Origin of the sequence: Maricaulis virginensis (genome assembly GCF_027922185.1) — a bacterium.
Lineage (GTDB): Bacteria > Pseudomonadota > Alphaproteobacteria > Caulobacterales > Maricaulaceae > Maricaulis > Maricaulis virginensis.
Window position 1 is genome coordinate 1 of record NZ_BSFE01000007.1, and the last position, 15,340, is coordinate 15,340.

Consider the following 15,340-nt stretch of genomic DNA (forward strand, 5'->3'; position numbering starts at 1 on the left):
GCTTCAAGTGGGCCGCTGCCGCGGCCGCCCCTCATCCGGGCTCCGCCCACCTTCTCCCCGGCCGGGGAGAAGGGGTGTTCAGGTTTTGCGCTTTCACGCACTTCATTGTCATCCCGGCTGGACGAACACCGCGGTGACAGGGGGAGAAGAAAAAAAGCCCCGGCGCAGCGCACCGGGGCTTCTTCATTCCAGCAATGCCCTTGGACCCTAGTCCTTGAACATGTCGCCATAGCGGTGCCGCGGGCGGTTTTCCCAGGCGCGGCGGTGGTAGACGTCGGAGACGATGACCGGGGCCACGGTGGAGGCTTCCGCGTAGACCATCTGTTCCAGGGCCACGTCCACCTTGCCCCAGGAACAGGCTTCCTTGAGGGTGGAGGAGGAGCAGGCGCCGTCGCGCACGTCGGCGACGGTGATCTGGACGGCATAGGCGTGCATGGGCACCTCTTCGCCGAGGATTTCCGCGCACACGACCGTGTCCTGGGCGAAATTCTTCGGCACGCCGCCGCCGACCATGAACAGGCCGGTGGTGCCGGCCTTGATCTTGATGTCGGTCAGCTCGCGGAAGTCGGCCACACTGTCGATCGACAGATAGGGCTTGTTCGCCTTCATGCGTTCCACCTGGTGCTTCACCAGGCCGAAACCGGCGGAGCAGTCGGAGAAGGCCGGGCAGAAGATCGGCACGCCGTGCTCATAGCATTCCTGGACGAGCGAGCCCTGCTTCTTGGCATTGCCTTCGGACAGCCATTTGCCCATCGCCTTGATGTAGGAGCGCGAGGAGCGCGGTCCCGGCTCGAGCATGTCGGCGATTTCCTGCGTGACGTGATCGCACGCCTGCAGTTCTTCCTCGTCGATATAGGTGTCGTAGATGCGGTCGATATAGAGATCGCGCAGCTCGCGGTCGTCCGGGATCTCGCGGGCCTGGTAGTGCTTGAAGCCCAGGGCCTCGAAGAAGTCCATGTCGACGATGGAGGCGCCGGTCGACACGATGGCGTCGACCATGTTGTGACGCACCATGTCACGCCAGACATGCATGCAGCCGCCGGCCGAGGTGGAGCCGGCCAGGGTGAGGATCACCGAGCAGTCCGGATCGGCGACGGCAGCCTGCAGGATGCGGGCGGCGCGCGCGGCATCGCGCGAGGTGAAGGACATCTTCTCCCAGCTGTCGATCAGCTCGCGGCCGTCGAATTCGGTGATGTCGATATGATGGATCGGGTTGGCGAGAAGTTCCGCCTTCCGGTTCGACATATCGGTCATGCGCGTCTCCTGAGTTTGGGCCGGCGCCGGCGGGCGCGGGCGAAGGAAATGACCGTCGCTTCGCTGTCGTCGGCCTTGTCGGGTTGAACCTCGAACATGGACGGCCAGGGCATGTCCTCGACCGTTACGTATTCGATGGCACCGAACCCGTTGAAATTCGTCGCCAGCGCGGTGCCGTAGGCGCCGAGCATGCCGATCTCGATGATGTCGCCCTCGGCGATGTCGGCCGGCAGGTCGAAGGGGCCGGGAATGGCGTCCATCGAATCGCAGGTCGGGCCGTAGAGGCGGAAGGATGCGGTCTCGCCGCCGGTTTCGCCGGCAGGTCCGTCGGCCTTGCGGCGGTGCAGGCGCACCGGGAAGGGCCATTTGGCGTGCGCCGCGTCGAACAGGCGGCCATAGGCGCCGTCATTGAGGTAGAGGGCGTCGCCCTTGACCAGTTCGACCCGCGTGAGAACGCTTTCCGCCTCGGCGACCAGGGCCCGGCCCGGCTCGCACCAGAGGTCGGCATTCTCCAGCACCATCATCTCCTCGAACGCGTCCTCGATGGACGAGATATAGTCGTCCATCGGCGGCGGGGTCATGCCCGGATAGATCGAGGGGAAGCCGCCGCCGACATCGACGATGTCGACCGTCACGCCGGCCTGGGCGATGAGGCGCGAAGCCTCCATCATGGCCGAGCGATAGGCGGAGGGCTGCATGCACTGGCTGCCGACATGGAAACTCACACCGAGCTCCCAGGCGTGGGCCCGCGCCTTGCGGATCAGGTCGGACGCCTCATAGGCGGGCACGCCGAACTTGCCGGCCAGCGAGAACATCGCACCGTCATTCGACACGGCCAGGCGCACGATCAGGATGAGATCGTCGGCGTGGTTCGTCTCCTCGACGATCTTGGCCATCTCCGCCTCGCAATCGAGAGCGAAGATGCGCACGCCGAATTCATAATAGGCGCGCCGGATCGACTCGCGGCTTTTTACCGGGTGCAGGAAGGCCATGCGGGCCTCGGGGCACCGTTCGCGGACGAGCTGGATTTCCGGAATCGAAGCGACGTCGAAGAAGCGCGTGCCGTTGGCATACAACACGTCGAGAATCCACGGGCTGGGATTCGCCTTCACCGCGTAGAGGACTTCGCCCGGAAAGTTTTCCTGGAACCAGTGGCTCGCTTGTGCAACGCGATCCGGACGTGCGCAGACGACCGGGCTTTCTACGTGCCGTGAGCGGACCAGGTCCAGGGGAGTATGGTACGTGTGCAATTCACGTGACCCCCTGTTGGCAGTTAACCCAATCCGGCATCGTCGCCTCCGCCGGGAGGTGCGCGATTAAAGTCAAATACGGGCTGTGTAAAGCACGAATTCTGCCTCGGACGCACTTTGTCATGTCGGGGGTCATTTCAGGGCCCCTTCGGTTGCTGAACGAGACCTTAGTGTTGCGGCTTGGCGCCGGAAGTGCAACCGTCGCTCCATGTGATCCGTATAGAAACCAATATTCGCCTGTTATCGATTTGGGCGATTCCAGTCATCGCAGGCGTGAATTCCGTCAAACAAGTGTCATGCTGCGGATTGTCGCAAAAATTTCAATTTCGAATTCTTCCGATGTGGCGGATTTGCCACCGGCGTGAAATCCCTTGCATGGCCAGTATCTAGTGGGTGTCCCGGGCCGGAATCCCCACCCTTGGTGATCCTGCGGCGGGTTTTGCGGGTGGCCGGACCGGCGCTTTGTCATTCAGCCGTTACAAAGCTGATGTTTATCCCCGCTCCAAGCGGCTGGGCCGGATCCGCCGGCGCCACCGTGGTCGAGATTCATTCCTCTTGGGGGTCTTCCATGTCGGTGAAGCACAATTTCCGCAAGCTCCTGCTTGTGACCACGTCCTGCGCGTTCTTTGCAGCGTGCGCGGATACGTCCATTTCCTCTCCGGGTGCCGAAAACCCGGGCACGCCTCCGGGCGATGGCGGCGGCAACCCGCCGCCCGCCGGTCAGACGATCGATCTGATCCCGGCCGGTGGCTGCGGTACGGGTTCGATCCGCGAAACCTCCGTCACCAATGGCGACATCACCATCAATGCCTGTGAAATCACCGGCAATATCACGACCAACACGACGATCGCCGCGAACGCTGGCGTGATCATCACGGGTCCGGTCTTCGTCGGCGTCGATGGCGGCGCCTCCGCCACCCTGACGATCGAGCCGGGTGCGACCCTGTTCGGCGCCTCCGGTGGCGACTATCTGGTGGTCGCGCGCGGTTCGCGCATCGAAGCGGCCGGTACCGCCGACTCGCCGATCGTCTTTACCGCACGCGCTGACATCGAAGGTAACGCCGGCGAAAACGACAAGGGTCTCTGGGGCGGCCTGGTGATCAACGGTTTCGCGCCGATCAATGCCTGTATCGATGCCACGGCGGTCGGCGGTTCTGCCGATTGCGAAAAGTCGGGCGAGGGCTCTTCGGGCCTGTTCGGCGGCGCCGATCCGGCCGACAATTCCGGCACGCTCAACTATGTCCAGGTCCGTTTCGCCGGCTTCAAGGTGAACAATGAGGACGAGCTGAACGGCATCGCCTTCCAGGGCGTCGGTTCCGGCACGGACGTCAATTTCGTCCAGGTGCACAACAATTCGGACGACGGCATCGAGATGTTCGGCGGCACGGTCGATCTGCGCCACATGGTGCTGACCGGCAATGACGACGACTCGATGGATTACACCGATGGCTGGCAGGGCCGCGCGCAATATGTGCTGGTTCGCCAGGGTCCGTCCGGCGACCAGGGCTGGGAATTCGACAACCGTTCGTCGAACAACACGCTGCTGCCGCGTTCCAACCCGATGATCTCCAACTTCACCCTGATCGGCAATCGCAACGGCACGGGGTCGAACGACTCCGACGAAGGCATGCTGATCCGCGAAGGCACGGCCGGTGAGTTCTACAACGGTATCGTCATCGATTTCGGTAATGCCTGCCTGAACATCGACCAGACCGAGACCTTCAATCGCATCGGCGCATCGGGCGCGGCCGGCGATGAAGATCTGGTCTTCCAGTCGACGGTTCTCGATTGCGTGACTAACTTCAAGGAAGACGCTTCCGACCCGGTCGACATCTCGACCTGGTTCCTGGGTCAGGCCAACAACGACACTGTCGACAACTCGCTCTCCGGCGTGTTCCCGGGCCCGGTTGAACTGGCCGTGACCGCGACCGACGTGAATGCGATCGATCCCTGGTTCGAGACCACGGATTATATCGGCGCCTTCGCCGCCGACGAGACCGACGCCTCGAACTGGGCTGCGGGCTGGACCTACGATCTGTTCGAAGATCCGGGCTGCCCGGCGGGCACCACGGAATCGGCAGAGACCATTGACGGTCAGCGCGTCTGCCAGATCACCGGCAATATCACGACCGACGTGCACCTGACCCGCGGTTCGATCTACGAACTCGTCGGTCCGGTCTTTGTCGGCGTCGACCGCGGCGCCGATGCGGCCAGCCCGCTGCCTTCCGGCATCGAGGCCGAGCTGCGCATCGACCCGGGCGTGACCGTCTTCGGTTCCGCCGGCTCCGACTATATCGTGGTGGCCCGCGGCTCGACGATCCGCTCCAACGGCACCCGCACTGCGCCGGTCGTCTTCACGGCCCGCGACGATGTCGAAGGCACGGTCGGCATCGCCGATATCGGCCTGTGGGGCGGTCTTGTGATCAATGGCCGTGCGCCGATCAATGCCTGTATCGATGGCACCGCTGCCGGCGGTACGGTGGATTGCGAAAAGTCGGGCGAAGGCTCTTCGGGCCTGTTCGGCGGCGCCAATCCGGCCGACGACTCGGGCAATATCTTCTACACCCAAGTCCGTTTCGCCGGCTTCAAGGTGAACAATGAGGACGAGCTGAACGGCATCGCCTTCCAGGGCATCGGCTCCGGCACCGAAGTCGACTACATCCAGGTCCACAACAATGCCGACGACGGTATCGAGATGTTCGGCGGTGCCGTGGATCTGCGCCACGTCGTTCTGACCGGCAATTCCGACGACTCGATGGACTACACCGACGGCTGGCAGGGCCGGGCGCAATATGTGCTGGTTCGCCAGGGTCCGTCTGGCGACCAGGGCTGGGAATTCGACAACCGTTCGTCGAACAACACGCTGCTGCCGCGTTCGAACCCGACGATCTCGAACTTCACCCTGATCGGCCGCCGCAACGGCACCGGTTCGAACGACTCCGACGAAGGCATGCTGATCCGCGAAGGCACGGCCGGTGAGTTCTACAACGGTATCGTCATCGATTTCGGTAATGCCTGCCTGAACATCGACCAGACCGAGACCTTCGACCGCATCGGCGCTTCCGGCGCCGCCGGCGACGAAGACCTGGTCTTCCAGTCGACGGTTCTCGATTGCGTGACCAACTTCAAGGAAGACGCTTCCGACCCGGTCGACATCTCGACCTGGTTCCTGGGTCAGGCCAACAACGACACGATCACGAACACGATGGGCGGTTTCGCCTTCTTCGCCGGCTCGACCGGTGTGGTTCCGGGGGCGACCGAGCAGGCCGTAGCCGCGACCGACGTGAACGCGATCGATCCCTGGTTCGTCGATGTCGATTATGTCGGCGCCGTCGAGGACGCGAACGACACCTGGTACCAGGGCTGGACCTACGTTCCCCAGTAACGCGCATGCCTCAACCCGGCCGGCTTTGAGCCGGCCGGGCAAGAGCGATGTTCCATCGCAGTCAAATGGTGATGAAAATGCAAACCAAACGATATGCGCTTTCGGCTGCGTTACTGGCGTCGACCACGCTGGTCCCGGTAGCCGCCTTCGCGCAGGACGCTCAGACGACGTCCGAACCCGAAGACGTGATCGAGGTCCGCTTCCAGTACATTCCGGATGACCGCCGCGTCACCTCGGAAGTCTCTGCAGGGCTCTCGATCGACGACCTTGAAACCACCGGCGACGACGACCTCGCTGCCGCCCTGGTCCGGGTCACCGGCCTGTCGACCACGCAGGGACGCTTCGTCGTCGTGCGCGGTCTCAACGAGCGCTATTCCAACACGCTCCTCAACGGTTCGCCGATGCCCTCGCCGGAGCCCTTCCGCCGTGCGGCGCCGCTGGACATCCTGCCGACCAACGTTCTGTCCAGCGTTCTGGTGCAGAAGACCTTCTCGCCGCGATTCCCCGGCGAGTTCGGCGGCGGCGTGATCGGCATCGAGACGGCCACCCTGCCGGACGACCGCTTCCTGACCGTCTCGGTCGGCGGCAGTTTCGACACGGTCACGACCGGCAATCGCGGCATCACCTATGACGGTTCGGATACGGACTGGCTGGGCTATGACGACGGTCTGCGCGACCTGCCCTCGCCGATGGCGGCGATCTTCGAGACCACCCGGATCGGTAATAATCTGCCGGCCGAGCAGCAGCAGGAAATCGGCCGCTCGCTGGTCAATTCCGAACTCTGGGTCGTGCAGAACCTCGACACCGACGCCAATGGGGAATTCTCCGTCGAGGCCGGCAATCGCTTCGACTTCGACAACTTCTCCTTCGGCATTCTCGGCGCCTTCTCCTACGCCAACGAGTGGGAAACCCGCGAAGGCCAGCGTGGCAAGGGCGCCATCGGCGCCGGCGGCGAACTGGGCTACGAGAACGGTCCGCCGTCGGAAGACCGCTCGGGTCTTGCCCCGGTGGGCGAGGGTATCGACAACTATTTCGGCACCGAGAACCGGATCGACGTTTCGGGCATGGTCTCGCTCGGCGTCGACTTCTACAACGACCACTCGATAAACTTACTGAGCATGGTCCTGCGTTCGACCTCGAAAGAGGCCCGGATACAGGAAGAGTTCAACGCCGGTTCGAGCGGCGTCTTCCGCAACGACTCGACCGAGTGGTTCGAGCGCCAGGTGATCTTCAACCAGCTGTCGGGCGAGCACGTGTTCGAATCGCTCGGCGATCTGGCCGTCGACTGGCGGGTGTCCGATGCCACGGCCAACCGGGACGCGCCCTACCAGCGCCGGGCCCGCTATGCCTTCGGTGTCGATCACTACCAGTACGATGCGACCACCAACGGCAATTCGACGAGCTTCTCCGAGATCGAGGACAACACCTCGGACTACGGCGTCGACTTTGCCCTGCCCGTCCAGCTGGGCTCGTTCGATCTCGAACTCACGGCCGGCTACTCGATGACGAGCCGCGAACGCGATGCCTGGTCGCGCCGCTTCTCGTTCACGCCCGGCTCCCAGGGCGTGCCCGCCGATCTTCTGGACAGCCGTATCGACTACATCTTTGCAGCCCAGAACATCACCGACGAACGCCTGCGTCTCATCGAAACGGGCGGTCTGACGCTTCCGGAAGCCTATCGCGGCGAGCTGGACGTCGAGGCCTGGTATGCCGGTGCTGACATCGCCCTGACCGACTTTGTCCGCGCGGCCATCGGTGCCCGCTTCGAGGACGGCGAACAGAGCGTCGACACCTTCGCCTTCCCGGCCAATCCGGCCGATACGGGTGCGGTGGAGACACAGATCCAGGAGGACTATGTCCTGCCGGCGGTGACGCTGACCTGGACCTTCGCCGACAATCTGCAGCTGCGCACCGGCTATTCCCAGTCGATCGCCCGGCCGCAATTCCGCGAACTGGCCTTCGCCGAGTTCTTCAACACCGATACCGACCAGCGCTTCCTCGGCAATCCGTTCCTCGTGAACACCGAGATCGAGAGCTACGATGCACGTCTGGAATATTATTTCGGCCGTGACCAGTTCGTGACCGTCGGTGCGTTCCACAAGATCCTGGAAAACCCGATCGAGGAATACATCGTTCCGATCGGCGACGGGCTGAACACCTCCTTCATCAACGCACCGGAAGCGGAGCTCACGGGCGCCGAGTTCGAGTTCGAGAAGGTGTTCGACCTCTCCAGCCGCTGGGACCGTCCCTTCTTCAACGACCGGGAATGGTTCATCAAGACGAACTACACCTACATCCAGTCGGAAGTTTCGGCCGACGGTACGGTGACGATCGCCCAGGGTGCTTTCGGGCAGCCGCAGGCGATCGTGCTGGATGCGGCCGGCTTCGTCGATGACGGGCGGGCGCTGCAAGGTCAGTCCGAGCACTTGTTCAACGTCCAGCTCGGCTTCGAAACCTTCGACGGCCGGGCGCGCGGCGCGATCCTGTACAACTACACAGGCGAACGCTCGCGGGCCGTGGCCAACCTGTCCGACAATCTCCCGGAGATCGTCGAGCAGGTGCCGTCGTCGCTGGACCTCGTCTACTCGCGCACGCTCGACCTGGGCGGAAACGACTGGGATTTCGGCTTCTCGATCCGGAACATCCTGGGCGACGACTACGAGGCGACCCAGAATGCCGGCGGCGTGGAACTGCCTGTGGACACCTATGAAGTGGGTACGTCCTTCAGCGTCAGTGTCAGCCGCAGCTGGTAATACGCATTCGGGCGGGCGGACCTTCGGGTCCGCCCGTCTGCATTCATCCGACGATTAATCCCGAAACGTCGTAAAACTGACGTACGCCACGTGTATCGGGGAGCGGATATCCGAAGCTTCGATACGGCGCGCCCCGGACGGGCGCCGGACGCCGGTTCGAAGCGGATGGCGACCGAAGGGACAGGCAATCATCGTGACGCATCAGTCGCAATCACTGCCGGCCGGACGGGGAGGGCGATCGCGCCTTCCGCGCGGTCTCGCGACCGTGCTCGCCCTGGCCGAACTCGTCCTGCTCGCCGGCCTGACCTATATCGCCGCACGCCTGATCTGGCTCATCGCCTTCGGCGCCAGCGCGACCGACTTCCAGCAGGATCCGGCCGGTGCCGGCCCGCGCTTCGGCGGCGCCCCGGCCTACCAGGCCGACCTCGATCAACTGGCTGAAACCGACCTGTTCGCCGACCGGCGTGCCGGCCCTGTCGATGCGACGCCCGTTGCGGCAACCATCCAGGAAACCAGCCTCGATCTCACCCTGCGCGGCATCCGCCGCGGCGCAACGCCCGAGACCGGCGGCGCCATCATCCAGATCCCCGGCGGCCGCCAGAGCTTCTTTGGCGTCGGTGCCGAAGTCCTCGATGGCGTGACGCTGGAGGAAGTGCATGTCGACCATGTCCTGATCCGCCGCCGCGGCATCGCCGAATCGCTCTTCCTGCGTGACGAGGACATGCCGCGCGCGGCCGGGGCGCCCGCCGCTGCTGGCGGCCAGTCTGTCGCGGGCCTGTTCCATGCCGAGCCGGTGCGTGAGGGCAACCGTCTGACCGGCTATCGCGTCAGCGAGGCCAGCCCGGCCCTCCTGTCGGCGACCGGCCTGCGCAATGGCGATGTGATCACGGCCGTCGATGGCCGCTCCGCCGCCGATATCTCCGATCTTCCCGCTCTCTTCCGCCGTCTGCGCGAAGAGGACGGTTTCACCCTGTCGATCAATCGGGGCGGCCTGCCCCTGACCCTTCAAGTGGACCTGCCGTGATGACCGATTTCGTGAACCGACTGATTGCGGGCCTCCTGGCGCTCGCCCTGTCTGCGATGGCGCCGGTTGCCGCTTCTGCCCAGTCCGGCGGCCAGGGCAGCGTGGTCAATTTCAACCAGGCCGAGATCCAGGCCGTGATCGACGATGTGTCGTCGGTGACCGGCTATACCTTCATCGTCGATCCCAATGTGCGCGGCCGGGTGACCATCACCTCGCAGGCGCCGCTGACGCCGGACCAGTATTTCCAGGTCTTCCTGTCGACCATGCGGGTGCACGGCTTTGCCGTCGTGCCGACCGCCTCGGGCGCCTACCAGATCATTCCCGAACAGGCCGGTGCGCGCACCTCCAGCCCGGTCAATTCCAATCTGCGCGGCGACCAGTATGTCACTGCCGTGGTGCGCCTGACCCATGCCGGCACGCGCGACGCGCTGACCGTGGTGCGGCCGATGGTCAGTCCGAACGGTTTCGTCAACGCGGCCGAGGGCGGCAATGCGCTGGTCATCGTCGACTATGCCGAGAATGTCGCGCGTATCCGCCAGGTCCTGCGCGACCTGGATCGCGATACCTCGGTGGTCGAGATGGTCGAACTGTCCAATGTGTCGGCCGGCGAGATGGCGCGGATCATCGAGACGATCCGCACCCGCAACACGTCCGGCGAAGACGATATGGCCTTCGGCGTCACGGTGGCGCCGATCCCGGCCTCCAACACGATCGTGCTGCGCGGCAATCGCGAGGCGGTGGCCGAGATGATGTCGCTGATCCGGCGGGTCGACGGCGTCAGCCGCTCGAACCAGGGCTTCCGGGTGATCTATCTCAGCCATGCCGATGGCGAGGATCTGCTGCCGATCCTGCAGCAGGTGGTCGAGACCATGGCCGATGACGAGACCATGGCCCGGCGTCCGTCCGTCTCCTATCACGCGCCGACCAATGCCGTGGTGGTCAATGCCGACCCGGACATCCAGCGCGAGCTGGAACTGGTGATCCGCCAGCTCGATATCCGCCGTCCGCAAGTGCTGGTCGAGGGTATCGTGGTGGAGATGTCCGACACGGTCGCCGACGAGCTGGGCGTGCAGATGCTGCTGGCCGGCGGCGAGGGCGATGCGCCCCTGGCGATGACCCGCTTCGGCTCGAACACACCGGATCTTCTGGCCCTGACCGGGGCGATCACCTCGCCCGGCGAGGATGACAGCGACTTCAATGACGATCTGCGTCAGGCAGCCCTCAACTCGCTGCTCGGTGCCACGGGCGGCACGATCGGCTTCGGCGGACAGAATGGTGATGGCACCCTGTTCGGCCTGGTGCTGAACGCGGTGGAGAGCGACCGCAATTCCAACGTCCTGGCGACGCCTTCCATCCTGGCGATGGACAATGAGGAAGCGTCCTTCCTGTCCGGCCAGGAAATTCCCGTCACGACCGGCGAAGTGCTCGGCGACGGCAATTCCAACCCGTTCCGCACTGTGCAGCGCCAGGAAGTCGGCGTGCGCCTGCATGTGCGTCCGCAGATCACCGAGGGCAATACGATCCGCCTCCTGATCGAGCAGGAAGTCTCCTCGGTCGCGGGCACCGTCAATGACGACACGACCGATCTGATCACCAACAAGCGCGAGATCCAGACGACGGTGCTGGCGGATAATGGCGAGATCATCGTGCTGGGCGGGCTGATCCAGCAGGAAGACGAGGATTCGGTGACCGGCGTGCCGGGCCTGTCCCGCGTGCCGGGTGTCGGCCGTCTCTTCCGCTCCGAAGGCACCGAACGCCGCCGCACCAATCTCATGGTCTTCATCCGCCCGACCATCATCCGCGACGAGGCGGACATGCGCGCGGTGACCGACAATCGCTACGGCTATATCCGCGGCCAGCAGATCGCCAATGATCCGCAGGGTGCGAGTTCGCTGGAATCCATCGTCGAGATGATGATGATCGACATGCCACAGGGCAGCGCCGACGATGGCGAGTGAGGCGGATACCAGCCCGGCCCGCGAGGCCAGCCCGGTCACCTATGCCTTCGCCCGCCAGAAGGGCGTCGCCTACCGGCCCGGTGCCGAGCCGGCCTTCCTGTTGCGTCAGGGGGGTGACCGCCGGGCGCTGCTGGAAGTGCGGCGCGTGGTCGGGGCCACGCATCCCGTTGTCGAGTGCGATGCCGGCCGGTTCGACCAGGCCCTGTCGGATATCTATGCCTATGCCGGCCTGGGGGCTGACAGTGCGGACGCCGATGCGGCAGACGGCGAAAGCCTGTCCCGGCTGATCGACGAGATCCCCAAGACCGAGGACTTGCTGGACAGCGCATCCGACGCACCGATCATCCGCCTGATCAATGGCATGATCGCCGAGGCCGTGCGCACGGCGGCGTCGGACATCCATGTCGAGCCCTTCGAGGACCGCGTCTCCATCCGCTACCGTGTCGATGGCGTGCTCCATGAGACAGTCTCAGTCTCGCCGCGTCTGGCGCCGCCTCTGGTCAGCCGGATCAAGGTGATGGCGCGGCTGGATATCGCCGAAAAGCGCGTGCCGCAGGATGGACGTCTGACGATTGCCCTGGGCGGCAAGTCGATCGATGTGCGCGTCTCCACCCTGCCGTCGCGCCATGGCGAACGCGTCGTGCTGCGCCTGCTGGACAATTCCCAGGCCCGCTTCCGCCTCGATGATCTGGGCATGCCCCAGGCCATGTTGACCGACATGAAGAAGGCGCTGGCCCAGCCCAATGGCATCATCCTCGTCACTGGTCCGACCGGCGCGGGCAAGACCACCACGCTCTATGCGGGGCTCAACCTCCTCAACGAGGAAACCCGCAACATCCTCACCGTCGAGGACCCTGTGGAATACGCCATCGACGGGATCGGCCAGACCCAGGTCAACGCCAAGGTCGGCATGACGTTCGCGGCCGGTCTGCGCGCCATTCTCCGCCAGGATCCGGACATCGTCATGGTCGGCGAGATCCGCGATGCGGAGACCGCCCAGATCGCCGTCCAGGCCAGCCTGACTGGCCACCTCGTCCTGTCCACGGTGCACACCAATTCCGCCGTCGCCGCTATTGCCCGCCTGCGCGATATGGGCGTGGAGAGCTATCTTCTGGCCTCGACCCTGTCGGCGATTGTCGCCCAGCGCCTGGTGCGCCGCCTGTGTACGCATTGCCGTGAGGCCTATACGCCGGACGCGGCCGAGCTGGAGCTGCTGGGTCTGGCAGGCCGCAGCGATGTGACGCTGCACCGCCCGGCGGGCTGCTCGCACTGCAAGCAGACCGGCTATGACGGCCGCACCGGGGTCTACGAGATCGTCGTTGTCGACGACACGCTGCGCAAGCAGATCCACGACGATGCCCGCGAGAGCGAGATGGCGGCCCACGCCTTCGCCCGCCGCAAGACGCTGTTCCAGAATGGCGTCGATCTGGTCCTGGCCGGCACGACCAGCCTGTCCGAAGTCCTGCGCGTCAGCCGCGAGGAAGGGGAGCGACATGCCGGCGTTTGAGTATGAAGCGCTGGATGCCCGTGGGAAAAAGTCGAAAGGCCTGATCACCGCGGACAGCGAGCTGGCAGCCCGGCGCGAACTGCGCGGCCGTTCGATGGCGCCGCTCTCCGTGCGCTCGGCCGATGGCCGGCGCGCGGCTGCGGCGGCAGGCGACCGGACATCCGTGGTGGACCGGTTGCGCCGTCAGGATATCTCCAGCCGCGAACTCATGCTGGTCACACGCCAGCTCGCCAGTCTGATCGGTGCCGGCATGCCGATCGCCGAATCGCTGGGCCTGCTGGCCCGCCAGGGCGGCCGCCACAACATGCAGCGCGTGCTGATGGCGGTGCGCGCCCGCGTCTCCGAAGGCGACCGCCTGTCGGTCGCGATGGACGGTTTCCCCAAATCCTTCCCGGCCGTCTACCGCGCCATGATCGCGGCGGGCGAGGGGGCGGGCGGTCTGGGCCATGTGCTCGAACGGCTGGCCGACTATCTGGAAAAGGAACAGGCGGTGCGCAACCGGATCACCGGCGCACTGGTCTATCCGGCCGTGCTCACCGTGGTCGCCATGGGCGTGGTGACGATGCTGATGACGTTCGTCGTGCCGCGCATCGCCGAACAATTCACCGGCATGGGGATGGCGCTGCCGCTCTTGACCCGGATCATGATCGGCCTGTCGGGCGCGTTGCAGGCCGGCTGGCCGTTTATCGTCGCGGCCCTCGTCATCCTCGTCGCCGGTGCTGCGCTGGCGCTGCGCCAGGCGCCGGTGCGCACCGCGTTTGACGGGCTCATGGTGCGGCTGCCCCTGCTCGGCGCCTTCCTGCGCAAGGCCGAGGCGGCGCGGTTTGCCCGCACGATGGGCATCCTGATCGAAAGTGGCGCCGTGCTGCCGGATGCCCTGCGGGCTGCGGCGCGCGCGACCGGCAATCTCGCCATCCGCAAGCGGATCGGCCAGGTCGTTACCGATGTGGAAAGCGGACGCGGCCTGTCGGACGCGCTGTCCTCCCGCGGCCGCTTCCCCGCCCTGATGCTGTTCATGGTCGCGGCCGGCGAACGCTCCGGCGCGCTGGGGGAGATGTTCCGCCGTTCCGCCGACCAGATGGACCAGGAGATCGACGGGGCCATCACTGTCGGCCTCAACCTTCTGGAACCCGGCATCATTCTCGTCCTGGGTGTGGTGGTGGTGATGATCGTGCTGTCGATCCTGCTGCCCATCCTGCAACTCAACACTTTGGCTCTTGGCTAGGGAGACGTCGATGCAGACCCGTTCGGCCCCTCACACGATTGAGGACACGCAGGAAGACCGCGAGGCCGGTTTCTCCCTGCTGGAGATCATGATCTCGATCACCATTCTGGGCCTTCTGGCCACGATCGTGGTGATCAATGTCCTGCCCGCGCAGGACCAGGCGATGGTGCAGAAGGCCCGCACCGATATCGCCACGCTGGAACAGGCGCTCGATGCCTACCGGCTCGACATGCGTGAATATCCCTCGACCGAGGACGGGCTGCAGGCGCTGGTCGAGGCGCCGCGCGGGGCGGAGAATTATCGCGAGGGTGGCTATGTGCGCCGCCTGCCGGACGATCCCTGGGGCAATCCCTACCAGTACGCCTATCCGGGCCAGCACGGCATGCTCGACATCTGGTCGCTGGGCCGGGACGGCCGCGAGGGCGGCGAGGAACTCGACGCCGATATCGGTAACTGGCAGGGCTGATGACGGCCGGGCCCGCCCATACGTCCAGCCGCGAAGCCGGCGTGTCGCTGATCGAGATCCTGGTGGGGATCTCGATCCTGGCGATTGTCGCCTTTGCGGTGACGCTGTCGATCACGCCGGGCGGGCCGGCGATCGAGCGCGAGGCCGACCGTCTCGCCGCGCGGCTCAACCAGGCCGAGGCCGAGGCGATTGCGTCCGGCGCGCCGGTGGGGCTGGCGGTCGAGGGGGCGGGCGAAGGCTATGCCTTCTACCGCCTGGTCGACGGGCGCTGGTGGCCGGTGCGCGATCATCCCACGCTGACGGAATACCGCTTTGACGGCGCGCTGCGCCTGCGGGCCGAGGAGACGCGGCCGGTCGCGCCCGAGGCGGCGGCCCGTGCCGCGCTCTACCCGGCGATCTGGTTCGACCCGGCCGGCATGACCGAACCCTTTCGCCTGCGCCTGTCGGCCGATGACGGTGCCGAGATCGAACTGGACTGGCAGGCGGCCGGCCGGATCGAACGCACGGCGCGGGGCTGA

At 65.2% G+C, this 15,340-nt stretch carries 10 protein-coding genes; 8 read left to right on the forward strand and 2 right to left on the reverse strand.

Translation table 11 applies throughout. The features are described 5' to 3' along the window. Positions 1-207 precede the first annotated feature (207 nt). Together PKE71_RS12235 and PKE71_RS12240 are read right to left on the reverse strand one after the other, a co-directional pair. Positions 208-1,254 carry a 1,9-bis(guanidino)-5-aza-nonane synthase gene (locus PKE71_RS12235; RefSeq protein ID WP_271187266.1) on the reverse strand — a complete coding sequence of 349 codons (1,047 nt, stop codon included), beginning with the start codon at positions 1,252-1,254 and terminating at the stop codon, positions 208-210. Further along, positions 1,251-2,504 (reverse strand): type III PLP-dependent enzyme, encoded by a 1,254-nt coding sequence (locus tag PKE71_RS12240; protein WP_271187267.1) that lies wholly within the window; start codon positions 2,502-2,504, stop codon positions 1,251-1,253. The genes PKE71_RS12235 and PKE71_RS12240 overlap by 4 nt, the downstream gene beginning before the upstream one ends. Positions 2,505-3,072: 568 nt before the next feature. Between PKE71_RS12240 and PKE71_RS12245 the strand changes: the two genes are divergently transcribed. The 8 genes from PKE71_RS12245 (at position 3,073) to PKE71_RS12280 (ending at position 15,340) form a co-directional block, all read left to right on the forward strand. Further along, positions 3,073-5,889 (forward strand): hypothetical protein, encoded by a 2,817-nt coding sequence (locus tag PKE71_RS12245; protein ID WP_271187268.1) that lies wholly within the window; start codon positions 3,073-3,075, stop codon positions 5,887-5,889. A 77-nt stretch (positions 5,890-5,966) separates the two neighbouring features. After that, a complete protein-coding gene (locus PKE71_RS12250; protein WP_271187269.1) occupies positions 5,967-8,642 on the forward strand; it encodes a TonB-dependent receptor domain-containing protein in 2,676 nt (891 codons plus the stop codon). A 193-nt stretch (positions 8,643-8,835) separates the two neighbouring features. After that, positions 8,836-9,666: a type II secretion system protein N gene (locus tag PKE71_RS12255; protein WP_271187270.1), complete on the forward strand. Its 831-nt coding sequence runs from the start codon at positions 8,836-8,838 to the stop codon at positions 9,664-9,666. Then, positions 9,666-11,624, forward strand: a complete 1,959-nt coding sequence (gspD, locus tag PKE71_RS12260; RefSeq protein ID WP_271187271.1) for a type II secretion system secretin GspD — start codon at positions 9,666-9,668, stop codon at positions 11,622-11,624. Before PKE71_RS12255 ends, gspD begins: the two co-directional genes overlap by 1 nt. Beyond that, positions 11,614-13,131 carry a type II secretion system ATPase GspE gene (gene gspE / locus PKE71_RS12265; RefSeq protein WP_271187272.1) on the forward strand — a complete coding sequence of 506 codons (1,518 nt, stop codon included), beginning with the start codon at positions 11,614-11,616 and terminating at the stop codon, positions 13,129-13,131. The genes gspD and gspE overlap by 11 nt, the downstream gene beginning before the upstream one ends. Beyond that, positions 13,118-14,356 (forward strand): type II secretion system inner membrane protein GspF, encoded by a 1,239-nt coding sequence (gene gspF, locus PKE71_RS12270; protein ID WP_271187273.1) that lies wholly within the window; start codon positions 13,118-13,120, stop codon positions 14,354-14,356. Before gspE ends, gspF begins: the two co-directional genes overlap by 14 nt. Before the next feature lie 10 nt (positions 14,357-14,366). Beyond that, positions 14,367-14,822 (forward strand): type II secretion system major pseudopilin GspG, encoded by a 456-nt coding sequence (gspG, locus tag PKE71_RS12275; RefSeq protein ID WP_271187274.1) that lies wholly within the window; start codon positions 14,367-14,369, stop codon positions 14,820-14,822. Continuing rightward, the gene (locus tag PKE71_RS12280; RefSeq protein ID WP_271187275.1) at positions 14,822-15,340 is read left to right on the forward strand and encodes a GspH/FimT family pseudopilin; all 519 of its coding nucleotides are present in this window, start codon (positions 14,822-14,824) and stop codon (positions 15,338-15,340) included. The genes gspG and PKE71_RS12280 overlap by 1 nt, the downstream gene beginning before the upstream one ends.